The sequence below is a fragment of the Flavobacterium pokkalii genome (assembly GCF_014596575.1).
In the GTDB taxonomy this organism is placed as follows: Bacteria; Bacteroidota; Bacteroidia; order Flavobacteriales; family Flavobacteriaceae; genus Flavobacterium; species Flavobacterium pokkalii.
In genome coordinates this window covers 25,025-48,886 of sequence record NZ_NASZ01000026.1, presented here as the reverse complement: position 1 = coordinate 48,886, position 23,862 = coordinate 25,025, and the positions used below count along the sequence as shown (strand labels likewise).

Sequence of the window (23,862 nt, the reverse complement as noted above, 5' to 3'; positions counted from 1 at the left end):
TTAATCAGTTGTAAATCAACGACTAAACATACGAAATAACTTATGTTAAACCAAATATAAAGCACAAAAAAAACCGCCTCAGTTTTGAGACGGCTTCTTATTTTTTTATTTTTTTACTCAAAATTTAAGCCGGATTGTTGCTTTTGGGAAGAATAGAAAATGGCATTTTTTTCAATGTTAAGAAATTGTTAAGCAATAAAACAACTGGTTAGGCCTTATGAATACTGGGTTTTGTTGTTTTTAAATCTCGTTTTTCTGACATTGTTACTTGTCTAATGTGAACAAATCTTTACGTTGTGGTGTCTTAATGGTAACTCAGGCTTAATATTTAGAAGAAAGTTTAATATTAGGTTTGCATTAAAATAATACAATATTGATTCTAAGTTAAAATGAAAAAGAAATTATTTGTTATACTGTTGATGTGTTCAATGGTAACTTTTGCTCAAGAAGGGAAAAAAACTTCAGAAGGCTATAATGTCAATAAAAAGAAATTAGGATTTACTGCAGTTGATAGTTTGTTTCAGGTAAATATTGGTTTTAGAATTCAAAGTCGTGCCGGATTTGAAAAAACAGAAGGAGAAACCGGTTTTTATGAAGGTGAAGTAAGAAGAATGCGTTTGAAATTGGACGGGTTTGTTTATAATCCAAAGTTTGGATATAAAATAGAATTAGGTTTTGCGGCTAAGGATATGGTAACCTTAGACAATAAAAATGGGAATGTAATTCTGGATGCGGTATTCTTTTACCATCCTACAAAAAACTGGACTATTGCTTTTGGACAAACAAAATTACCTGGAAATAATCAACGTGTGATTTCTTCGGGAGCTCTGGAATTTACGGATCGAAGTATTAATAACTCCAGATTTAATATCGATCGTGACTTTGGACTTTTTGTAGATTATAGTCATGAAAGTCCATCTAAGTTTGCTTACTCATTCAAAGGAGCTTTGACTAAAGGAGAAGGAAGAAACTGGGTGAAAACCGAAGATGACGGAATTGCTTTAACGGCTAAGGCTGAGTTGTTTCCTTTAGGTTCGTTTACAAAACATGGTTCGAATTTCGAAGCTGATTTAGAAAGAGAAAAATCAGTGAAATGGATGATTTCGGGAGCTTTTTCTCAAAACAACCACGCTTTAAGAAAGCAAGGGCAATTAGGAAGTGAGTTGTATGAACCAAGAACTATTAAATCGTTGTTTTTTGATACCATGTTAAAGTACAATGGCTGGTCGCTTATCGGAGCTTATATGTCGGCTATGTGTGATGATCCAATCACGGTGAATCCCTTGGATATCACTAAAACACAAACAGTTTTTACAGGTCACGGAGTGGATACGCAGTTAAGCTATGTTTTTCCATCCAATTATCAAATCGCAGCCCGATATTCTATTCAAAAAGCAGCTAGTGAAATTCAGGCTACTAATCCGGATGCTGATGAGTATGCTTTAGGTGTGTCGAAATATATTTTAGGCCACAAATTAAAAGTGCAAACTGAGGTTTCTTATAGAAATGACAAATACATTTCAGGGGATAATATAGGAACCTGGTATGTACGTGGTCAGGTGGAAATTGGATTGTAATTTATTAATACACTAACAATTAGATAATATTAAGTTAACATTGAAGCAAAGTATCTAAAGTACTTTTGTATCAAAATTAAAACAAAGAAAATGAAAAAATCAAATTTAAAATTATACGCATTTTTAGCTGTAATCATGATGGTTGGATTGTCTTTTACAGCGTTGAAAAAAATCACTGTAAAGGGGTCTGATACGATGGTAATTTTGTCTCAAAAATGGGCAGAAGTATATATGGCAAAACACCCGGGAACAGTAATTCAGGTTACCGGAGGAGGTTCAGGTGTTGGTTTAGCTGCTTTGTTGAATGGTTCTACAGAAATTGCTAATGCAAGTCGTCCTATTAAACCGGCTGAGGTTCAAAAATTAAAGTCAAAATATAAAACAGCAGGAATCGAAATTCCATGCGCTAAAGATGGTTTGTCTGTTTTCTTAAATAAAGGGAATAAAGTTTCTGAATTAACGGTACAACAATTAGGCGATATTTATTCGGGTAAAATTACTAACTGGAAACAAGTAGGAGGAGATGACGCTAAAATCCGTTTGTACGGAAGAGAAAGCAGCTCTGGTACTTTTGAGTTTTTCAGAGAGCATGTAGTGAAAGGAGATTTTGCTACTAACGTACAAACTTTGCCAGGAACTGCAGCTATCGTAAATGCGGTAAGTAAAGATAAATACAGTGTAGGTTACGGTGGTGCTGCTTATGCAGAAGGAGTGAAAGATTGTAAAGTAAAAAAAGATGCTAAAAGCAAAGGAGTATTGCCAACTGCTGCTACCATTAAAAACAAAACCTATCCGATTTCAAGATACTTGTTTATGTATTTGAAATCAAGACCTACAGGAGAAACTAAAGCTTTTATTGACTGGATTTTAAGCCCGGAAGGACAAAAATTAGTTGTTGAAACTGGATATTTCCCGGTAAAATAATACAAATAAATGATGACAGTCCTTTATCACCAAAACTGATAAAGGATTTGTCGTATTTTATAAATTCTAAATTTTTAAAATGAGTTCTCCAATTTCGAGTAAACAAAATTTTACCAAGGAGAGTCTGGAAAAACAATTCCGACTTTCTGAATTTCTGGCTGAAAAAATAATTTCTTCGGTTGCATTTTTGTCGATTGCAATCATCTTTTTGATATTCATTTTCGTTTTTAAAGAGTCTTTACCAATTTTTAGTTTAGGAAAAGAATCAGCAAAAGTTGAAATGCAGCAATCTGTTTCTGCCTCAGGAGACCAACCCGAATCTTACGGTGGTGTTGAAACGGAAGATTTACAACCGGAGTCTTATGGTGGTGTTGAAACAGAAGATTTGCAACCGGAGTCTTATGGTGGTGTTGAAACAGAAGATTTGCAACCGGAAACTTATGGTGGTGTGGAAAAAGAGGATTTACAGCCTGAATCTTACGGTGGTGTTGAAAAAGAAGATTTACAACCAGAGTCTTATGGTGGTGTAGAAAAAGAGGATTTACAACCGGAAACTTATGGAGACGTTCAGGCAGAACCATTAGTGGAAAATAATGATTCGGCAGAAGATACAGCTAAGGAGAAAAAATCAAACTCAATTTGGGATACTTTATTAACTCCGGATTGGGTTCCGGTTTCCGAAAACCCGAGATTTGGTTTGTTAAGTTTACTTATCGGAACGTTGAAAGTAACGATTATTTCGATGCTTATTGCAGGGCCAATTGCTATTTTGGCAGCGCTTTATACTTCTTGTTTTGCTTCTAAAAGAACTAAAGAAATCATCAAACCAATTATAGAAATGTTAGCTGCTTTCCCATCAGTTGTTATTGGTTTCTTTGCTTTGATGGTAATGGCTACTTTCTTTCAGGACATTTTTGGGTATGATTCCCGATTAAATGCTTTTGTAGGTGGTGTTGCGATGGCTTTGGCGGCGATTCCAATTATTTATACGATTTCAGAAGATGCGCTTTCTTCTATTCCAAAAACATATACTGAAGCAAGTTTAGCATTAGGTGCTAACAAATGGCAAACGGCCTTTTATGTGGTATTGCCTGCGGCGACTCCGGGGATTTTTGCTGCTTTATTATTAGGAGTAGGAAGGGTTTTTGGAGAAACCATGATTGCTTTGATGGCAACCGGAAATGCGGCTTTGATGTCGGCTAATCCTTTTGAAAGTGTGCGAACCTTTGCAGCAACAATCGGAGCAGAAATGGCTGAGACCGTTTTTGGTGAAACACATTACAGCGTGTTGTTTTTTATAGGTTCTCTATTGTTCATTTTTTCTTTTGGATTAAATGCGTTGGCCGAATTTTATGTAAAGGGTAAATTAATTAAGAAATTTCAAGGGAAATAAAACATGGAAACAACAACTACAGAAATGAATAGTTCTTTGCTTTCAACTCAAAATAAGTCTTCAGATTTAAAAGGAAAACTGATTGTAGGCGCCACACAATTGGCTGTTTATACCATAATCGCAGTGCTTTTTGTTATTTTGGGGATTATCATTTACGAAGGGCGCGAAAAATTCTCCTGGGAATTTATTAGTTCTTTTCCAACTAATGGAATGACTGAAGGAGGAATTTTTCCGGCTTTAATCGGGACTTTTATCATGGTGATTGTAATGTCGTTGGCTGCTGTTCCTTTTGGTACAATTACAGCAATTTATTTGACGGAATATGCCAGCGAAAGTTCCAAATTTGCGGCGGCAGTTCGTTTTTCGGTTCGAACTTTAGCGGTGGTTCCTTCGATTATTTTTGGACTTTTCGGACTTGGATTTTTTATCCAATTCGTTGGAACGGGTTTTGATACTGCTTTTAACGGAGGTGAATTACGATGGGGGCAACCTAATATTCTTTGGGCGAGTTTAACGATGTCTTTTTTGACCTTGCCGGTAATTATTGTTTCGGTGGAAGAAGCTTTAAAAACGATTCCGAGAGAATTGCGTGAAGCGAGTTTAGCCTTGGGAGCAACTAAATGGCAAACTATCAAAAATGTGGTACTTCCGGGTTCAGTTTCCGGAATTATGACCGGAACGATTCTTGCGGTGAGTAGAGGTGCCGGTGAGGTGGCTCCTATATTATTTACCGGAGCAGCTTATTATTTGGCTACATTGCCGGGTTCTTTGAGTGACCAGTTTATGAATTTGGGTTACCATATTTATATCATGGCAACGCAGTCTTCTGATGTGGAAAAAACAATGCCTATCCAGTTTGCAACAACTTTAGTATTGTTGATTCTTACATTGTCTCTTAACGTAATTGCAGTTGTAATCAGATCAAGAATCAGAAGAAAAGCAAAATAATTTTGCTTATTAATTATTAAAATATACTTTTAGATATAATAAAATAAAAATGAAAGATATAAAAATACAAGTAAATGATTTGTCATTGTATTATGGTGAAAAGAAGGCATTAAAGGAGATTTCGATGCAGGTGCCGGCTAATAAAGTGACTGCTTTAATTGGGCCTTCCGGTTGTGGGAAATCGACTTTTTTGAGATGTATTAACCGAATGAATGATTTGATTCCGAGTGTTTCTATTACCGGCCAGATGCTTGTAGAAGGGGTGGATATTTACGATAAAAATGTAGATGTGGTAAACATCCGAAAAAAAATCGGGATGGTTTTTCAAAAATCGAATCCTTTCCCGAAATCCATTTATGAAAATGTTATTTATGGTTCCCGAATTAACGGAATTACCGATAAAAGAGAATTGGACGAAATTGTTGAAACCTCTTTAAGACAGGCGGCTATTTGGGACGAATTGAAAGACCGATTGGGCGATTCGGCTTTGGGACTTTCAGGAGGTCAGCAACAACGTTTGTGTATTGCCCGAACTTTGGCTGTAAATCCGGATATTATTTTGATGGATGAACCGGCGAGTGCTTTGGATCCTATTTCGACTTCTAAAATTGAAGAATTAGTTCATGAATTAAAAGAGAAATACACGATTTTGATTGTTACGCATAACATGCAGCAGGCAGCACGTGTAAGCGATCATACGGCTTTCTTTTATATGGGAGAATTAATTGAGATGGGTAAAACAGATGCTATTTTTACCAAACCGGCCAAAAAGCAAACTGAGGATTATATCACGGGTAGATTTGGATAAAATTATAGAAATAGTTTATAATTGTTTTTTATAATTTCAGTCTTAATATTTTTAAAAAATAAAGTACAGAATGACACACTTTGAAATAGAATTAGATAAGTTAAAAAATGTAATTCAAAAAATCGGAGCTTTAGCTGAAAATCAGGTGAATGAATCGGTTAAGGCCTTGCTTTCTGAACCGGTTGCCGAAGGGAAAGAAGTAAAAAAAATTGAAAGTAAAATTGATAAATTGGATGTTAAGATTGACGAAATTTGTCAAAGAATTTTTGCTTTGCAACAGCCTGTTGCCTCTGATTTGCGATTTATCATGGCTTCGTTGCAAATTAGCAATGAGATGGAACGCATAGGCGATTTGGCCATTAGTATCATCAAAAAAAATAAGAGTATAAAAGAAAAACACGATTTGATAGCAAAATTTGATATTGCTACCATTGCCAGAGAAGTCGAAGTGGTGATGGTAAAAACAAATGAATGTTTTTTAACCCGAGATTCTGAGGTTATTTTGTCTGTTTTTCCTTTAAATTATGCAATTAAAGCTAAGGTAGATGAGGTTATTGGAGCCATTATTAATGAAATGAAAAGCAATTCTAAAGTTGTGGTTTCCGGAACCAATCTGGTTTTGGTATTAAAACATTTAGAACGTATCTCGGAACATTGCAGCAATATTGCCGAATATGTGTATTTTATGGTTCATGCCAAAATTATCAAACACGAAAAGTTTGAAGATAAATAATTGATTTTTTTCAAAAAAAAATAAACCAGGTTTTCAATGAGAAGAACCTGGTTTTTTAGTTTTTTGAAAAATAGTTAGCCTTCCAGTCCTACAGATTTATTGTATAAGGTAATGAGTTCTACAATATTTCGGATGTTTAATTTGCTGAAAATTTTGTTTTTATGGGTGCTAACTGTGGTGAGTTGGATGTTTAATTTATTGGCAATTTCAATATTTCCGTCTCCATGAACCAGTAGTTCCGAGATTTCTTTTTCTCTTTTGGATAGTTTATCCAGCGGATTGATACTTTCTTTATTTGTAGAAGCTTTTACGAGATCTTTAATAATATCGGGAGTTAAATAATTTCCGGTTTTTAAGATACTTTCTACGGCGTTAGTGAGTTTCTTTTTATCGCTTAATTTATTCAGGTAACCATTAGCTCCGGCAATGATGTACGGACAGGCGTGAGTTTCTTCGTCATAAACCGAAAAGATAAGTATTTTAACTTCAGGCTGAATGTTTTTGATTTCTTCAATCATTAGCGTATTTCTTCCGCCGGGGATATTGATGTCGAGTATAATTAAATCAAATTCTTTTTGTTTTAATAGTTTAATGGTGTCACTAAAATTATCAGTTGTAGAAATAGAAATGTGTTTAACTTTTTCTTCTAATATGATAGAAACACCAGTTCTTACAACGAGATGGTCGTCTACTATAAGGATTTCTTTTTGCATAACTTCTTTCTTTAAATTAAGGACTTGTTTTGTTTAAAGTTAATATTGATGGTTACAGTAGTTCCATCATTAGTAGGGTTTGAAAAAGAGATGTCTCCTTTTAGTATTATTAAAAGTTCTAGTACTAAATGCAGACCAATTCCATAAGTGCTTAAGATTAGTTTTTCGGGGTCTCTGTTTTTAAATAAATTAGTATAATAGTCTATAATTTCCTGACTCATTCCTGTGCCGGTATCTTTTACCCAATAGGTAATTTTTTCAGTATCGGATGAGGCACCAATTTCGATACTTCCTGAATTCGTATTTTTTACGGCATTGTCTAATAAATTATGGATGATGATTGAAATGATTCTGATATTAATGTCCGAATTTAAAGTATTATCGGTTTTATTTATAATTTGAGTGTCATTATTTGAGGCAATTTCTTCAAAAAAGATTTTTTTGCTTTCAATCAAATCATAAACAGAGTACTCTTGCTGGTTGTAATCGCGGTCTTCGATGTATATTTTGGAATATTCGATAAGCGTTTTGGTAAAATCATACAGTTGCGAAGAGGATTTGTAAATGGTACTTGCGTATTTGTAAGTTTCGGGATTTTTTGCTTTTTTGGTATTGCTGCTCAAATGTTTAGCAATAAGCTGGATGTATTTTAACGGACTACGAATATCATGGCTAATGGTTCCGATGATTTTTTTGTGTTGAATAATTTCGGTGTATAATTCCAGTTTGGTTCTTTCCAGATCATTAATGATGGCTTCCAGTTGTGTTTTTTGCTGTTTTAATTCCTGTTTGGATTTGATGATTTTTTTGAGCATTCCGCTATAATATACGCTGATAGAACATATAATAATGCAGATGAAAAAAATGTTGGCAAGCAAAAGGTAATAATTGGTTTTACGGGTACCGTCGCCCATGAGTTCTGAAAAACGCTCTTCACTACGGGTAATACTGTGACTGAGTTTGTCCAGCTCTTCCAGAATTTTGATTTTTGTAGCTAAATCTAGTTTTTGTTTTTCTATTAATCGGTGTAGTGCAAAACCTCTATTGTATAATTGTGTATTTAAGTAGTCTCCATGTTTCCATTCCTCAATGGCATTTTGTAAAAACCACAGACTTTTAAAATTGTTAAAAAGCCAAATCATGTCATTTAAATCCTCTTCATGATTTTTACCTTCTCTAAAACCCTGCTTGATTGTCTCGGTATCTAGTTTTTTTGTTAATGCTATTCGGGCTTTTTTATCACCAAGCGGAATACTGATGTTAGAAACAAATTTTGTCCAATATTCTTCTTTTGAGGTGAAAACATAATTTATCAAATTGCGGGTGGCAACATTATGTCCTTTGGAGTAGCGTGATTCTCCGTTTACATAAGCTCTTGTGGCTGAAAGTGTTTTTATCGTGTAGAAGTTAACTACTATCAACATCGAACAGGCTGTTAGTATTATAATTAAAAAAGTAATGGTATTTGTTTTAGCTGGATTCAATTTTATAGAGAATACTAAACGTTGTTAATTGCTGGATGAAAAGGATTGTAATGAATAGTTTGTGGTGTTAAAAACTATCGCTTTACAAATATATCAATATATACAAATTTTTTTTGTAAGAATTAATCGATTTAAAAGTTGAATTTTATCAAGATATTAATCGATTTTATTTCCCTTTCTTGTAGGTTTATATCTACTTATTTTCTCCGATTTTCGATATCCATTAATTTAATTTTGTGAATGAATCATTATTGCTGCTGAATTTTAGGTTTTTTATAGTCTTACTATTCGGATAAAATCAGCTAAAATAAGATTTACAATCAAAATCAAATGCTTTAGATTATGAGAAATAATTACTTTAATTTATTAAATAATAAGCTAATTAAAACCTTACAGTTAACTGCTAAGTTTAATATGTTGGCTTTGTTTTTAGGGTTTCTTATATTGTCCTTTAATTCATACGGACAAAATAATGCGGACGACCCAGTTCCTTTTGTGTCTTCGAACTTTGCTAATTTATCAGTTAGTGAAAATACAACAGCAGTTTTGTGTGTGGGTTGCGGAGTAAGCAATGAGGCTAATTTAATTGATGCTGATTTAACTAATTATGCGACTGCAAGCACAGGTGTACTTAGTGTAGGTGTTGTCAATTCATTACGAGTTACTGACGGAACTTTAAATAAAAGCTATGTTCCGGGAACATTTACAGGTTTTAAAATAGGAACCGGGAGTCAGCTACTTAGTTTGGATTTATTAAACGGGATAACAATAAGAACCTATCTTGATGGGGTTCTTCAGGAAACAAATTCCGGAAATGGATTGTTAAGTTTGAGTTTGCTTTCCGGAACAAATGAAAATTTAGTAGGTTTTAATACTTTAAAATCATTTGATGCGGTTGAAATCGTTTTAAACGGAACAGTGTCGTTATTAAGTGCTACCAATGTTTTTTATGCAGTAATAAAAGAATATAGTGCCGGACCTGATTTGGTTTGTAATACGGTTACAAAAATGAGTTTTCCCACTTATCCGGTTACTATAGATCAGGCGAATACTGGTTTTTCGGGATTACTTTCTGCAGGAAGTGTTTCGAATACTGAAAACGCTATTAGCGCTGATGATTCAGATTATGCTACAATTAATTTTACAGTGGGAGCATTGGCTAATGCAAGTATCGCTATAAAAGACCAGGTTACCAATTATCCCGCAGGAACTTATGCGGGGGTTGAAATAGAAAACACGGGTCTGCTAGATTTATCAGTCTTAGGTAATATTGTAGTTTCTACTTATTTGGACGGAATATTAAAAGAGCAATTTTCGGGTAATAATTTATTAGCCAATGTAGGATTGCTTCCTGCTGCGGGACGTTTTAAATTAGGATTTGTGAGTTCTCAGAGTTTTGATGAAGTAAAATTAACCATCAATCAAACGGTAGGATTGAGTTTAGCAACTACCAGAGTTTATGGTGCTGTTTTTGAAAAATTTTGTGCTGGACCTGATTTAGCTTGTAATACGCAAACACCTATGACAGCTCCAACGTATCCGGTATATGTTAATAATGCCAATTCAGGAATTAATGGTTTAGTTTGTGCTTTGTGTACGGTAACCAATCAGGATAATTTAATTGATGCCGATTTAACAAATTACGCCAGCGTTAATCTGGCTGTGGGTGTTGGAACCAGCGGAAGTTTATCCGTAAAAAATCAAATTACCGATTATCCGGCCGGAACTTTTGCCGGTTATACAATAGAAAATCCTGCTTTACTTAATGTAGGAGCATTGGATTCGGTAATTATAACCACTTATTTAAATGGAATTCAACAAGAAACCAAAACAGGAAATGGACCTTTAGTTTCTGTAGGAACTGATTTGTTAGTGAGCACCGGAAAACAAACTCTGGGTTTTGTATCTACGATGCCTTTTGACGAAGTTAAAATTACTTTTCAAAATACAGTCTCAGTAAATTTAGGAGAAGTTAAAGTGTATAACTCTGTTTTTCAAAAATTATGCGAACCTGTTGTAGAATGTAATAAAACTTACACTTGGACTAATCCTGATTTTCCGGTAATTATTGATACGGATCATTCGGGTGTTGAAGGTGTTGCCTGTGTGTCTTGTGCTGTTACGAATACCAATAATTTATTAACAGCAGACGAAACGGATTATGCTAATATTACCTTGGTTGCCGGAGTTGTGGGTTCTGGATCAGTTGCCGTAAAAGATCAGTTGTTTACTTATCCAAAAGGAACTTTTGCCGGTTTTGTAATTGATGATTTAGGGACGCTGGCTCAGGTTAATTTATTCCAATCATTACAAATTAGTACTTATAATGATGGTATTTTACAGGAATCGCAATCAGCTGGACAATTAATTGATTTGTCACTTTTAGGATTGGATGTTTTAGGTTCCGTTCCGGGTGCTTATAATGTTGGTTTCAAAGCGACTTTGCCTTTTGACGAAATCAGGCTGACTTTAAATTCGGTAGCCAGTGTAATCAATTCTATTAATGTTTACGGTGCTTTTGTGGATACTTCTGAGAGTGACGGAGGCGACGGAAGTACATTAAATTGTAATGCTTCTTCTATTTCTGTTCTGAAAGAGGGAACTTATGTGGATGCTAATTCTGATGGAAAAGTAAATCCTGGTGACCGAATTGATTATACATTTGAAGTTAAAAATACCGGTTTTAAAACGGTAAGTAATGTAACATTGACGGATGATAATGCTACTGTTTCCGGTGGGCCAATAGCCAGTTTAGAGCCGGGAGCCAGTGATACCACTACTTTCACGGCAACTTATGCGATTACACAGGCAGATATTGATAAAGGTGTGGTTTATAATTTAGCTACTGCTAATGCTATTAGTATTTTAGGAACGCCATTGACCGCTACTTCAACCGATCCAACTCCTTGTACAACTTGTCCTGTAAATCCTGATTGTCCTGATTGTACTGCTACTGAGGTACTACAAACGGATGGTATCGCCTTGGTAAAAACCGCAGTAGTAAGCGGAACCGGAGTAAAAGGTGATGTGATTACTTATACTTTTACAGTAACCAATACTGGAAACACTACTTTAACTAATGTAGTAGTAACCGATCCAATGACTGGTTTGGTAATCTCGGGCGGATCAATTGCTAGTTTGGCTCCGGGAGCTACTAATAGTACAATTATCGGTACTTATATTATCACTCAGGCAGATATTGATGCCGGAAAAGTAAGCAATCAGGCTACAGTAACTGCCAAAGATCCTTTTGGTAATGTTATTACGGATCTTTCGGGAACATCAGTAACTACAGATGACAGTACCGAAACACCGGTGACTCAAAATCCATCGATTGCTTTAGTAAAAACAGCAAGTGTATCAGGTTTAGGTGGTTTAGGAGATACGGTAACTTATACTTTTGCTGTAACCAATACCGGAAACACCACATTGACTAATGTTGTAATAACCGATCCATTGCCGGATTTAGTAATAAATGGTAGCCCTATTGCCAGTTTGGCTCCGGGAGCAACAAGTTTAGCAATTACCGGAACTTACAGTATTAAGCAAACGGATCTCGATGCTGGAAAAGTTAGTAATCAGGCTACAGTTACTGCTAAAGATCCACAAAATAATGATGTTACTGATTTATCAGGAACTACCATATTGACAGATGATACGACCGAGACTCCTGTAGGAGCCAGATCAACTATTGCTTTGGTAAAAACAGCCAGTGTAGGTGGTTCAGGAGGATTAGGAGATATCATTACTTATACTTTTGCTGTGACTAATACCGGAACAACGACTTTGACTAATGTTGTGGTAACTGATCCGATGGTTGGATTAATTATTACAGGAAATCCTGTTGCCAGTATAGCGCCAGGTATTACCGATTCATCAATTACAGGAACTTATGTTATTACTCAGGCTGATATAGATGCTGGTCAAGTAGTGAATTCGGCATTGGTGACAGCTAAAGATCCATCAAATAATGATGTAACGGATATATCAGGAACGACAATTGGAACTAATGATAATACGATAACTCCAATCACACAAAATTCAACTATAACTTTGGTAAAAACAGCCAGTGTAGGTGGTTCAGGAGGTGTAGGAGATGTTATTACTTATACTTTTACAATTCATAATACAGGAAATACCACTTTAAAAAATATTTTAGTAAGTGATCCAATGCCCGGATTGTTACTTACGTCTAATTTAATTGCCAGTTTGGCACCTGATGCTGATACAACAATTACGGGAACTTATGTTATTACTCAGGCTGATGTTGATGCCGGAAAAGTAAGCAATCAGGCCACAGTAACAGCTAAAGATCCTCAAAATAATAATGTGACTGATTTATCAGGAACTTCTGAAATTACAAATGATCCTACAGAGGTAACTTTTACCAAATCAGCTTCAATTGCTTTTGTGAAAACAGGAGTTTATAAAGGAAATGCAACTAAAGCTAAAGTAGGAGACAAAATTACTTATACGTTCACTGTGACGAATACCGGAAACGTAACGATAAAGAATGTAACTATAAATGATACCAAATTAGGAATTACCAATCTGGTAGTTAGCCCTTCCACTTTAGCACCATTGGCAAGCGGAGTAGCAACTATGGATTATACCATTACTCAGGCTGATATTGATGCCGGAAAAGTAACGAATACTGCTACTGCTACCGGAAAAGATCCACAAAACATTGATGTTACAGACACGTCTGGAACTGCTGTTGATAATGATACCAGTACCGAAACAATTATACCAAAATCGGCTTCTTTAGCCTTTGTGAAAACAGGAGTTTATAATGGGAATGCAACTAAAGCTCAAGTAGGTGATAAAATTACTTATACGTTCACGGTAACGAATACCGGAAATGTAACTGTAAAAAATATTGTGATTAATGATGCTAAGTTGGGAGTAAGTAATCTGTCTTTGATTCCGGCTACATTAGCGCCTGCAGCAACCGGAGTGGTGACTCAGGATTATACTATAACTCAATCCGATATTAATGCCGGAAAAGTAACTAATTCGGCTATAGCTATCGGAAAAGATCCGCAGGATATCGATGTTCAGGATGTTTCAGGAACAACTGTTAGCAATGATATTAGTACGGAAACTATTTTGCCAAAATCAGCTTCAATTGCTTTCGTAAAAACAGGAGTTTATAATGGAGATGCTACTAAAGCTAAAGTAGGTGATAAAATTACTTATACATTCACGGTAACGAATACCGGAAATGTAACGATTGACAATATTGCGATTATCGATGTAAAACTTGGAATTACCAACTTGGTTTTAGTTCCAAGTACACTAGCACCGTCTGCAAGCGGACAAATAACTCAGGATTATGAAATTACCCAGGCAGATATTGATGCAGGGAAAGTGACGAATACAGCTACAGCTACAGGAAAGGATCCACAGGGAGTAAATGTGTTTGATATATCAGGAACTACTGTAAATAATGATACCAGTACAGAAACTACCTTGCCGGAATCTTCTTCAATTGCTGTGATGAAAACAGCAACAATTAGTGGAACCGGAACCGGACTTTTAGGTGAAACAGTGAATTATACTTTTACCGTAAAAAATACCGGAAACACAACTCTGACTAATGTTGTTGTGACTGACCCGATGACGGGTATAATCCTGACTGGAAATCCTATTGCCAGTTTAGCGCCGGATGCTATCAGTACAGCTATTGCCGGAACTTATGTAATTACCCAAAATGATATAGATGAAGGAAAAATAAGCAATCAGGCTACGGTAACAGCCAAAGACCCTCAAAATAATGATGTAACCGATATGTCCGGAACAACATTAACTACGGATGATACCACTGATACACCATTAACGCAATCTTCTTCCATTGCTTTGATGAAAACGGCAGTAATTAGTGGAACTGGAACCGGACTTTTAGGTGAGACAATTACCTATACTTTTGCGGTGAAAAATACCGGAAATACAACTCTGACTAATGTTGTTGTTACCGATCCAATGAGCGGTTTAACCCTTACAGGCAGCCCAATTGCGAGTTTAGCTCCTGGAATTACCAGTACAGCTATTACCGGAACTTATGTAATTACCCAAGATGATGTAGATGACGGGAAAGTTAGTAATCAGGCTACGGTAACAGCCAAAGATCCTAAAGATAATACTGTAACCGATTTGTCTGGAACAACATTAACAACGGACGATATTACTGAAACTCCGGTTGCTCATAATTCGAGTATTGCCTTAGTGAAAACAGCAGTTTATAATGGAAATGCCACTAAAGCTCAGGTTGGGGATACAATTAGCTACACATTTTCGGTAACGAATACCGGGAACACCAACTTGATAAATATTGTTGTAATGGATCCAATGGCAGGTTTAATTCTTACCGGAAGTCCGATTGTGAGTTTGTCACCTGGAGTTACTAATTCAGGTATCACAGGGGTTTATACTATTACTCAAGCCGACATTGAAGCCGGAAAAGTAAGTAATCAGGCTACCGTTACTGCTTTAGATCCGGATAATAATCCGGTTAGTGATCTTTCCGGAACAGCAATAGATAATGATGCAATTACAGAAACAGGATTGCCACAGTCGCCAAAAATTGCTTTAATCCTAAAAGGAGAATTCCAGGATGAGAATCAGGACGGTCAGGCACAAATTGGGGAAACCATTTTGTACACTTATACCATCATGAATATGGGAGATGTTCCGCTAAGCAATGTTTGGATTAAAGACCAATTGGCAGGACTTGATGAAAACTCCGGAACCATTGATATGCCTATCGGAGCGATGGATACCACTACTTTTTCGGCAAGTTATAGCATTACACAAGAAGATATTATTGCTGGACATGTGATGAATCAGGCTACCGTGTATGGTACAAGTCCGCTGGGAGTTGTAGTTCAGGATTTATCAGATGACGATAGTCCGTTAGAAGATGATTCGACGGTAATAGGGGTTGAAGGTTGTGTTGTTGAAGTTTTCAACGCAGTTTCTCCAAATGAAGGTTCAGGATATGAAAGGATTTTATACATACGAGGATTGGATTGTTATCCAAATAATTCTGTTCAGGTGTTTGACCGTTGGGGAGTAAAAGTGTTCGAGGTGGACGGATATGATAATAATGCAAAAGCTTTCAGAGGAATTTCTGAAGGAAGAGCTACGGTAAGTCAATCTAAAGCTTTGCCAAGCGGTACTTACTATTATGTACTAAAATATGTTGATCCAAATAGTGGAGAAGCTCACGATAAGGCGGGATACCTGCATTTAATTAACTAAATAAATGCAAAGCACGAAAAAGAAAAGTTCTTTTAGAATAATTAAAATTAAGAGTATGAAAACAAATTCTATAATACTATTTCTGTTGTTAGTAATGGTGTCCGGTTTTGCCCAACAGGATTCGCAATACAGCCATTACATGTATAATACCATTAATATTAACCCTGCTTATGCCGGTAGCAGGGGAGTAACAAGCATTTTTGGTTTGCATCGTTCACAATGGGTAGGATTAGATGGAGCACCAACGACTAATGCCTTTTCCATCAATGCGCCTTTAGAAAATTCAAGATTGGGAATTGGGGTGTCTTTTGTTAATGATAAAATTGGAGCTGGCGATCAAAATAATCTGGCGGTAGATTTATCTTATACAATTCCTACTTCTGAAAATTACAAATTGTCTTTTGGTATCAAAGCTTCAGCCGACTTATTGAATGTGGATTATACGAAATTAAACAGATATAATACCGGGAATCAGTTGTTTCAAAATAACATCGATAACGAGTTTTCTCCTAATATTGGAGCGGGAGTTTATTATCATTCTGATAAAATGTATGTTGGTTTTTCGGTTCCTAATTTCTTAACGGTAAAACATTTTGATGATAATTCTTCAACGGCTTACAAAGACCGATTGCATTATTATTTAATGGGAGGTTACGTTTTTGATGTAAGTCCTGATGTAAAATTGAAACCAAGTGTTTTGACTAAAATGGTATCGGGAGCACCTTTGCAGGTCGATTTAGCTGCTAATGTTTTGTTGCAGGATAAATTTTCTTTGGGACTTTCTTACAGATGGAGTGCTGCGGTAACCGCCATGGCAGGAATTCAAATAACCGATGGATTATTGGTGGGTTATAGTTATGATTTTGACACTACTTCTTTGGAAAATTATAATTCCGGTTCACATGAAATATTCTTGCGTTTTGAATTATTTAGAATTCAAAAACGAATTATAACTCCAAGATTTTTCTAAAAATAAAGCGTATGAAATCGCCATTAACAAAAATTTTGCGCAAGCAAATACCAATGAATAAAAAAGGGAACTGGCGAAGCGTACCATGTGTTACAACTGAAAATAAAATTTAAACGTATGAAAAAGCATTACATATCAATATTGTTGTTTGGTTTTTTTGCTATGCAACTCACAGCACAGGTAAGTTATGATAATAAAGCCGATAAAGAGTACGACCGATTTGCTTATATCGATGCCATAAAAACTTACGAAAGGATGTATGAAAGGGGATATAAGTCTCCGGATATGCTCCTGAAACTGGCAAATGCCTATTATTTTAGTGGCGATTTAGAAAATGCAGCTAAATACTATAAAGAGCTTTTTGCTACCGAAACCATTGTCACTCCGGAATGTTATTACCGTTATGCACAGTCTTTAAAATCAATTAAAGAATACAAGAAGGCTGATGAAATGATGGCAAAGTTCAATAAGGAAAACGGTAATGATTTGAGAGCTAAATTGGCTAAAAGTCAGACAAATTATTTAGAGGTAATTAAGAAAAATTCCGGACGTTATGATATTGAAAATGCAGGGATTAATTCTAAATATTCTGATTATGGAAGTTCTTATTACAATGGAAATTTAGTTTTTTCAACAGCGCGTGATACTGGAAGTTTTGTAAAACGAATGGATCCCTGGACCGGCGAAGGTTTTACAAATTTATATGCAGCTTCGGTAGATTCGGATGGGATGTTGGCTAATGTGCACAGAGCATTCAAAAATTTGAATACCAAGTTTCATGAGGCTACTCCCGTTTTTACCAAAGACGGAAAAACCGTTTATTTTACCCGAAATAATTATAATAATGGTAAAAGAGGCACCGATGCTAAAGAAACTACTTTACTGAAAATTTACAAAGCAACTTTAAACGGTGAAAATTGGGATAATATTACCGAATTGCCTTTTAATAGTAACGATTATAGTGTAGCCCATCCGGCTTTAAGTTCTGACGAAAAGACCTTGTATTTTGCTTCAGATATGCCGGGAACAATCGGGCAATCGGATATTTATAAGGTAAGTATTAATGACGACGGAACTTTTGGAACTCCTGAAAATCTGGGTAAGGGTGTAAATACCGAAGGAAAAGAAACTTTTCCTTTCATTACCGAAAAAAACGAACTCTATTTTGCCTCAGATGGACATCCCGGTTTGGGAGGTTTGGATGTTTTTGTATCCAAAGCCAGACAGGACGGTAGTTTTAAAGAGGTTCTAAATGTTGGTGAGCCTTTAAATAGTTCTAAAGACGATTTTGGATTGTGGTTTAGTCCGCAAACTAAAATTGGTTATGTGACTTCAAACAGAGACGGAGGAATGGGGGGTGATGATATTTATAAAGTAAAAGAAAAACGCCCAATTGAATATCCTTGCGAGCAATTCCTGAGCGGAACTGTGGCTGATGTAGAAACACATGAAATGATTTCGGGTGCCAAAGTAAGTCTGTTTGACAGCAGTTACAAATTGTTGAAAACATTAACTACAAATGCAAAAGGAGAATTCGATTTTGGTCAGGTGGATTGTGAAGCTAAATATTATATCAAAACCGAGAAAGACGCGTATAATACTGATGAAATTACGGCAACAATTACTGCTGCTACCGGAAAAACCATCATTCCGATTACTATCGAAAAAACACTTAAAAAAGTAACAGTAGGTGATGATATTGCGAAAGCTTTTGGTATAAAAATCATTTATTTTGATTTGAATAAATCAGACATTCGTCCGGATGCGGCTTTAGAATTATCTAAAATTTTAGACGTAATGATGCAAAATCCAACAATTAGAATTGATATTCGTTCGCATACGGACAGCAGAAATACAGCTGCTTATAATTTAAAACTTTCCGAAAGAAGAGCTGCTTCTACTAAAGAATGGCTGATTAAAAACGGAGTGGATGCAGCAAGATTGACGGCAAAAGGATACGGCGAATCGCAATTGGTTAATAAATGTGCTGATGGTGTAGATTGTACTGAAGAAGAACATCAGGCAAACAGAAGAAGTGAATTCGTAATTGTTTCGATACAATAACATAACCAGTAGTTTTAGTTAGGTTAGTTTTTTTTCGTTGTCCTATAACGGGGGTTAATTAGGACAACATGTTAAACGCACTAATTGACCATTTTTTTGGTCGATTAGTGTTTGTTTAATAGAAAAACTTCAAAAAGGGTCGTCCAGTTTATGTTGGATTTTATTTCAGAGAGTCCTTTGTAATGTACTAATTCTTCCAGGTTTTCAATAGTAAAAAGGTCTTGTTCGCTAAAAGGGACAAGGCCTTCTTTTTTTAATTTTTGAGCTAAATATTCCTGCTCGTATTGTCCCGGAGTAGGTATAAAAAAAGCTTTTTTGTTTAGTTTGGCCAAATCCATAATCGAGGTGTATCCGGAACGACAAAGAATAATTTCACTTTCGTTTAAGGCTTGTTCCAGTTGGCGGCTGTTCATGAAATTGTAAAAAGTAGCATTTTCAAGATGTTCTTTTTTTTGTTCTTTTTCAATTATTCCTTTTACAAAAAGTACTTTTCCTTTATAAAGTTGGATTTCTTTTTTTAGCTTTTCTTCCAATAAACTTCTTTGTGGTTCAGGACCTGAAAGAAGAATCATTAAATCGTATTTTGTATCCACTTTTTTTAAGTGCATCCTACTCAATGGACCAATGTATCTGATGTTGAAATCAGGGTGTTTCAGATGGCTTAATTCTCCGGCTAAATTTGGATTGCCGCTGTTATCCGGAATCCAGCATTCGGTATATTTTTTTATAATATTTTGATGTAGAAGACTGCTGAGCCAGGTTGTGTTTCCGGTTAAAACATTCAATTGGTGTGTGATAAATACCGAAGGCACATTTTTGTTGTAAATCCCAAGTCTGTTGTCGGAAATGATGCCGTCGATTTCGTATCTGCCAATCCATTTTTTAACCAATCTTTTTTCTTCTAAAATGGCTTCAATCATTCTCGGGCAATTTTTCAAAAGTTTCCATTTGAAGTTTTTAGCGTTTTTGGCATATTCTATTTCGTAGGAAGGTAATTCGAGGAATTTCAGGTATGGAAATTCTTTTTTTAATAAGTCCAAAGCAATGCCGTCTGAGGCAATAATCGGGATATGATTGTTGTCCTGTAAGGCTTTAATAATCGGAATACAACGGGTGGCATGTCCCAGTCCCCAGTTGAGTGGTGCTACCAGAATGGTTTTGCTTGGCGTATTTATATTCATTTTTTAATCATTTGAATGATAAAAATAGTTAAACAAAATTAGGGAGACAGCCTTTGTTAATTATCAAACTATTAAGTAATTATTTCCGGATGTTTGAAAAGATACTGGTTTTATAAAAACAAAAAACACTGTTGTTAATTACTAAACAACAGTGTTTTTACTATAGAATTTTAAGAAAATTATTCTTTAGTAACAATTTGCATGGTTTCAGTTCCTAATTGTTTTAGGAGAACTGTTTTTCCTTCGCTCACAGTTTGAGCAGCAGCGTCGTTAAAATGTCTGATAGTGTACAAGGTTACATTTTCGTTATAACCTACTTTGAATTTTTTAGACAAAATAGCCAATAAGTCTTTGAAGTTACCAAACTTATCCTCAACGCAAACAGAGAAACTGATGGCAGAGTTTTGAATCAAATTCACTTTGATTTTGAATTCGTGGAATAATCCGAAAATCTCGCTGATGTTTTCCTCCATGATGAATGAAAAATCAATAGAAGAAAGCGAAATCAATAACTGATCTCTCTTAACAATAAAACAAGGCATGAATGGTTCAAGAGTTGCTCCTTTGCTTACCACAGTTCCTTTTAATAAAGGATTGATAAATGATTTTACGTGTAAAGGAATTTCCTTTTTTTGCAAAGGTTGTAAAGTTTTTGGGTGAATTACCGTTGCTCCGTAAAAAGCTAATTCGATAGCTTCTCTATACGAAATTTGATTTAACAAACTCGCATTTTCAAAATACCTTGGATCGGCATTCATAACTCCCGGAACGTCTTTCCAGATGGTTACACTTTCGGCATTTAAGCAATACGCAAAAATTGCAGCAGTGTAATCAGAACCTTCACGACCTAAGGTTGTTGTGAAATTATTTTCGTCAGAACCTAAGAAACCTTGTGTGATGTTCAGACTTTTGGTTTTGATGTTTTTAGAAATGTTGTTTTGAGTCAATTCCCAATCCACTTCGGCATCACGGTAATTGTTGTTAGTTTTGATGTAATTACGAACATCAATCCATTGGGTGTCGATACCTCTGAAGTTCATATAATGACTCAAAATGGTAGTAGAAATAATTTCTCCCATACTTACAATTTGATCGTACACAAAGTTGTAATTTGGAGATTTATTATGCGCTAAGAAATATTCTAAATCAGAAAAATGCTCGTTTACCGCAGCAAAAACCGCATGGTTTTCATCTTCGAATAAATCTAATAAAATTTGATTGTGGTATTTTTTGATTTCCTGTACCGATGCATTTAATTCAGCCGATTTATCAAAATAATTTTTGATGACTAATTCTAAGGCATTAGTAGTTTTTCCCATCGCCGAAACTACTAATAAAACATCTTCATAACCTGCTTTTTGCAAAACGTCATACACGTTTCTGATTCCGGCAGCGTCTTTTACCGAAGCACCACCAAATTTAAATACTCTCATATTTTATTTTTTCTAATATTGTTTTAATCTGTTTTCAATAAAATCGGCAATTCCTGCTTCATCCATTTGGGCAACATGCCATTCTTTTAATACTTTGGCGCCTGTTTTTTCATAAAAATCAATTGCCGGAGTATTCCAGTCCAGTACGTTCCAGTCTATTCTTTTTACGTTGTCCCTTTGCGCCTGTTTCATAATTTCAGAATAAAGTGCATAACCAATTCCCTGACCTCTTCGGTCGTGTTTTACTACTAAATCCTCCAAATGGATTATTTTTCCTTTCCAGGTAGAATAACGATAGTAGTAGAAAGCAATGCCTACAATTTCTTTGTTGTTACTGTTCGAATCTGTTTCGGCTACAAAAACGTGAAATAGTGGTTGTTCACCAAAACCATCTCGGATTAAATCTTCTACGGTTATGATAACGGCATCAGGCTCTTTTTCAAAATCGGCTAATTCCTGAATTAGCTTAAGAACGGACGCCATATCTTCTTTTTGACCAACTCTAATATTCATAGATTCGTATTTTTTGGTTTAAAAATTTAACAATATGGCTTTTCAGAATTCTTTGGAACTAAAAATTCTTAGCAAATATACAATACTGGTAAACTAAGTAAGTTTTATTGAATCATTATCACAAAAAAAACGATATTTGTTACTTCAAATTTAAATTATATCGATTTCGTAATGGAAGAAAGATCAACCACCTTAGGAGAATTTATTATTGACAATCAAAAATCATTTCAGTATTCATCCGGAGAATTATCCCGAATTATCAATTCCATTCGTCTTGCAGCCAAAGTTGTAAGTTACAAAGTAAACAAAGCAGGATTAGTAGATATAACCGGAGCTGCCGGAGAAACTAATATTCAGGGTGAAGACCAACAAAAATTAGATGTGTATGCGAATGAGGTTTTTATTCAAACTTTAAAAAATCGCGAAATTGTTTGTGGAATTGCTTCCGAAGAAAATGATGAATTTATTACCGTTGAAGGGAAAGATAAAGGGCATAAAAATAAATATGTGGTTTTGATGGATCCTTTGGACGGATCTTCCAATATTGATGTGAATGTTTCGGTGGGAACGGTTTTTTCGGTGTATCGAAGAATTACTCCAATAGGGACTCCGGTTACTCTGGAAGATTTTCTACAACCGGGAACCATGCAGGTAGCTGCAGGTTATGTGATTTACGGGACATCAACCATGTTGGTTTATACTACAGGTGACGGGGTTAATGGTTTTACTTTAAATCCGGCTATTGGTACTTTTTACCTTTCACATCCAAATATGAAATTTGCTCCTGACGGACATATTTATTCTATCAACGAAGGGCATTATTTTCAGTTTCCGCAGGGAGTGAAAGATTATATCAAATATTGTCAGGCCGAAGAAGGAGATCGTCCTTACACTTCCAGATACATAGGAAGTTTGGTTTCAGATATTCATCGAAATATGATTAAGGGAGGAATTTATATTTACCCAACAAGTTCTAAAGCACCAAAAGGAAAATTGCGATTGCTTTATGAATGTAATCCGATGGCGTTTATTGCTGAACAGGCCGGAGGGAAAGCGTCGGATGGTTTTGGAAGAATTATGGAAATTAAACCAAAAGAATTGCACGAACGCGTGCCGTTTTTCTGCGGAAGTTACAATATGGTGGCTAAGGCGGAAGAATTTATGCTTAATGCGTCAAAAAAATAATGTGATTTTTTATCAATAAAAAAAGCTCTTGATTTTTTCAAGAGCTTTTTTGTATATCTAAATAGTCTGATTATTTGTGCATGTTTTGCATTTCGTAAGCAAAAGTGTCAAAATCTACTTTTTTATCTACTAATGACAAAGCTTTTCCAATGATGTAATTTACATTACTTGGAGTGAATCCTAAACCAATAGCAATTTTTTTCAAAAGTGTTTCCTGTTTGTCTCCTAATTGATGGTCAACATGAACCATTCTGGCTAAATCGTATAAACGCTCCAGTCTTTGAGAATATAAATAAGGAGGATTGATAGGATGGATAGTTGGGTTTTCTAAAATTTCCTCATATTCTGAAGCTGAAATTTCAAGTTTTGTAGCTAATTTGTCCAAGAAGCTTTTCTCTTCGTTTGAAACAATACCATCAGCTAAAGCAACACGAACAATCGCAGAAAAATGCCCCTTATTTCTTTGTTTAAATTCGCTATCAAATAAATCTGAAAATGACATAATTATTGTATTTTTTTTATTCGGCAAATATAATTCAATTTTTAAATTATTAATTTTCTTTTGTGAAATTATTTAAGGTAAATACAGTACGGCAGGAAATTATTCCTAAGGAATTAACTGATTGAATTGAGGAGTTTCAAAATTAATCGTAAGTTTACATCCCTTATCAATATA

16 protein-coding genes are annotated in these 23,862 nt (G+C 35.3%); 10 read left to right on the top strand and 6 right to left on the bottom strand.

Features of this window, described 5'->3' with window-relative positions; all coding sequences use genetic code 11:
• Positions 1–389 precede the first annotated feature (389 nt).
• The 6 genes from B6A10_RS14370 (at position 390) to phoU (ending at position 6,383) form a co-directional block, all read left to right on the top strand.
• Positions 390–1,577, top strand: coding sequence for a porin (locus tag B6A10_RS14370; RefSeq protein WP_188221415.1), 1,188 nt, complete (start codon positions 390–392; stop codon positions 1,575–1,577).
• Between the two features lie 90 nt (positions 1,578–1,667).
• Positions 1,668–2,501: a phosphate ABC transporter substrate-binding protein gene (locus tag B6A10_RS14365; protein ID WP_188221414.1), complete on the top strand. Its 834-nt coding sequence runs from the start codon at positions 1,668–1,670 to the stop codon at positions 2,499–2,501.
• Positions 2,502–2,580: 79 nt separating this feature from the next.
• Positions 2,581–3,894, top strand: coding sequence for a phosphate ABC transporter permease subunit PstC (pstC, locus tag B6A10_RS14360; RefSeq protein ID WP_188221413.1), 1,314 nt, complete (start codon positions 2,581–2,583; stop codon positions 3,892–3,894).
• Between the two features lie 3 nt (positions 3,895–3,897).
• Entirely contained in the window at positions 3,898–4,842 is a 945-nt protein-coding gene (pstA, locus tag B6A10_RS14355) for a phosphate ABC transporter permease PstA (RefSeq protein WP_188221412.1), read from the top strand.
• Positions 4,843–4,891: 49 nt separating this feature from the next.
• Entirely contained in the window at positions 4,892–5,650 is a 759-nt protein-coding gene (pstB, locus tag B6A10_RS14350; RefSeq protein ID WP_055094125.1) for a phosphate ABC transporter ATP-binding protein PstB, read from the top strand.
• Between the two features lie 70 nt (positions 5,651–5,720).
• A complete protein-coding gene (gene phoU / locus B6A10_RS14345) occupies positions 5,721–6,383 on the top strand; it encodes a phosphate signaling complex protein PhoU (protein WP_188221411.1) in 663 nt (220 codons plus the stop codon).
• 74 nt (positions 6,384–6,457) lie between these two features.
• Here the strand turns inward: phoU and B6A10_RS14340 are convergent, their stop codons facing one another.
• Entirely contained in the window at positions 6,458–7,096 is a 639-nt protein-coding gene (locus tag B6A10_RS14340; protein WP_188221410.1) for a response regulator, read from the bottom strand.
• Positions 7,097–7,107: 11 nt separating this feature from the next.
• Complete coding sequence (locus B6A10_RS14335) at positions 7,108–8,580, bottom strand: sensor histidine kinase (protein ID WP_238929416.1); 1,473 nt, start codon at positions 8,578–8,580, stop codon at positions 7,108–7,110.
• A 342-nt stretch (positions 8,581–8,922) separates the two neighbouring features.
• Here B6A10_RS14335 and B6A10_RS14330 point away from each other — a divergent pair, with 342 nt between their 5' ends.
• The 3 genes from B6A10_RS14330 (at position 8,923) to B6A10_RS14320 (ending at position 18,874) form a co-directional block, all read left to right on the top strand.
• On the top strand, positions 8,923–15,840 hold the full coding sequence (locus tag B6A10_RS14330; RefSeq protein WP_188221408.1) for a DUF7507 domain-containing protein: 6,918 nt from the start codon (positions 8,923–8,925) through the stop codon (positions 15,838–15,840).
• Between the two features lie 55 nt (positions 15,841–15,895).
• Positions 15,896–16,810, top strand: coding sequence for a PorP/SprF family type IX secretion system membrane protein (locus B6A10_RS14325; RefSeq protein WP_055094135.1), 915 nt, complete (start codon positions 15,896–15,898; stop codon positions 16,808–16,810).
• A gap of 117 nt (positions 16,811–16,927) precedes the next feature.
• Entirely contained in the window at positions 16,928–18,874 is a 1,947-nt protein-coding gene (locus B6A10_RS14320; protein WP_188221407.1) for an OmpA family protein, read from the top strand.
• 104 nt (positions 18,875–18,978) lie between these two features.
• Here the strand turns inward: B6A10_RS14320 and B6A10_RS14315 are convergent, their stop codons facing one another.
• From B6A10_RS14315 to B6A10_RS14305, 3 genes are all read right to left on the bottom strand, one after another.
• Positions 18,979–20,055, bottom strand: coding sequence for a glycosyltransferase (locus B6A10_RS14315; protein ID WP_188221406.1), 1,077 nt, complete (start codon positions 20,053–20,055; stop codon positions 18,979–18,981).
• A 179-nt stretch (positions 20,056–20,234) separates the two neighbouring features.
• On the bottom strand, positions 20,235–21,488 hold the full coding sequence (locus B6A10_RS14310; RefSeq protein ID WP_055094141.1) for an aspartate kinase: 1,254 nt from the start codon (positions 21,486–21,488) through the stop codon (positions 20,235–20,237).
• Between the two features lie 12 nt (positions 21,489–21,500).
• Positions 21,501–22,001: a GNAT family N-acetyltransferase gene (locus tag B6A10_RS14305; RefSeq protein ID WP_188221405.1), complete on the bottom strand. Its 501-nt coding sequence runs from the start codon at positions 21,999–22,001 to the stop codon at positions 21,501–21,503.
• A 171-nt stretch (positions 22,002–22,172) separates the two neighbouring features.
• On the opposite strand from B6A10_RS14305, the gene fbp reads away from it, so the two are divergent.
• Positions 22,173–23,186 carry a class 1 fructose-bisphosphatase gene (fbp, locus tag B6A10_RS14300; RefSeq protein WP_188221404.1) on the top strand — a complete coding sequence of 338 codons (1,014 nt, stop codon included), beginning with the start codon at positions 22,173–22,175 and terminating at the stop codon, positions 23,184–23,186.
• Positions 23,187–23,256: 70 nt separating this feature from the next.
• Here the strand turns inward: fbp and B6A10_RS14295 are convergent, their stop codons facing one another.
• Positions 23,257–23,688 (bottom strand): TerB family tellurite resistance protein, encoded by a 432-nt coding sequence (locus B6A10_RS14295; protein WP_055094147.1) that lies wholly within the window; start codon positions 23,686–23,688, stop codon positions 23,257–23,259.
• Positions 23,689–23,862 lie beyond the last annotated feature (174 nt).

What these genes read in the sequence shown, in the direction of transcription:
- pstC (WP_188221413.1), top strand. Translation starts at nt 2,581, where the DNA reads ATGAGTTCTCCAATTTCGAGTAAACAAAATTTTACCAAGGAGAGTCTG.
- B6A10_RS14340 (WP_188221410.1), bottom strand. Translation starts at nt 7,096, where the DNA reads ATGCAAAAAGAAATCCTTATAGTAGACGACCATCTCGTTGTAAGAACT.
- B6A10_RS14295 (WP_055094147.1), bottom strand. Translation starts at nt 23,688, where the DNA reads ATGTCATTTTCAGATTTATTTGATAGCGAATTTAAACAAAGAAATAAG.
- B6A10_RS14365 (WP_188221414.1), top strand. Translation starts at nt 1,668, where the DNA reads ATGAAAAAATCAAATTTAAAATTATACGCATTTTTAGCTGTAATCATG.
- B6A10_RS14310 (WP_055094141.1), bottom strand. Translation starts at nt 21,488, where the DNA reads ATGAGAGTATTTAAATTTGGTGGTGCTTCGGTAAAAGACGCTGCCGGA.
- B6A10_RS14330 (WP_188221408.1), top strand. Translation starts at nt 8,923, where the DNA reads ATGAGAAATAATTACTTTAATTTATTAAATAATAAGCTAATTAAAACC.
- B6A10_RS14370 (WP_188221415.1), top strand. Translation starts at nt 390, where the DNA reads ATGAAAAAGAAATTATTTGTTATACTGTTGATGTGTTCAATGGTAACT.
- B6A10_RS14315 (WP_188221406.1), bottom strand. Translation starts at nt 20,055, where the DNA reads ATGAATATAAATACGCCAAGCAAAACCATTCTGGTAGCACCACTCAAC.
- phoU (WP_188221411.1), top strand. Translation starts at nt 5,721, where the DNA reads ATGACACACTTTGAAATAGAATTAGATAAGTTAAAAAATGTAATTCAA.
- pstB (WP_055094125.1), top strand. Translation starts at nt 4,892, where the DNA reads ATGAAAGATATAAAAATACAAGTAAATGATTTGTCATTGTATTATGGT.
- B6A10_RS14320 (WP_188221407.1), top strand. Translation starts at nt 16,928, where the DNA reads ATGAAAAAGCATTACATATCAATATTGTTGTTTGGTTTTTTTGCTATG.
- pstA (WP_188221412.1), top strand. Translation starts at nt 3,898, where the DNA reads ATGGAAACAACAACTACAGAAATGAATAGTTCTTTGCTTTCAACTCAA.
- fbp (WP_188221404.1), top strand. Translation starts at nt 22,173, where the DNA reads ATGGAAGAAAGATCAACCACCTTAGGAGAATTTATTATTGACAATCAA.
- B6A10_RS14325 (WP_055094135.1), top strand. Translation starts at nt 15,896, where the DNA reads ATGAAAACAAATTCTATAATACTATTTCTGTTGTTAGTAATGGTGTCC.
- B6A10_RS14305 (WP_188221405.1), bottom strand. Translation starts at nt 22,001, where the DNA reads ATGAATATTAGAGTTGGTCAAAAAGAAGATATGGCGTCCGTTCTTAAG.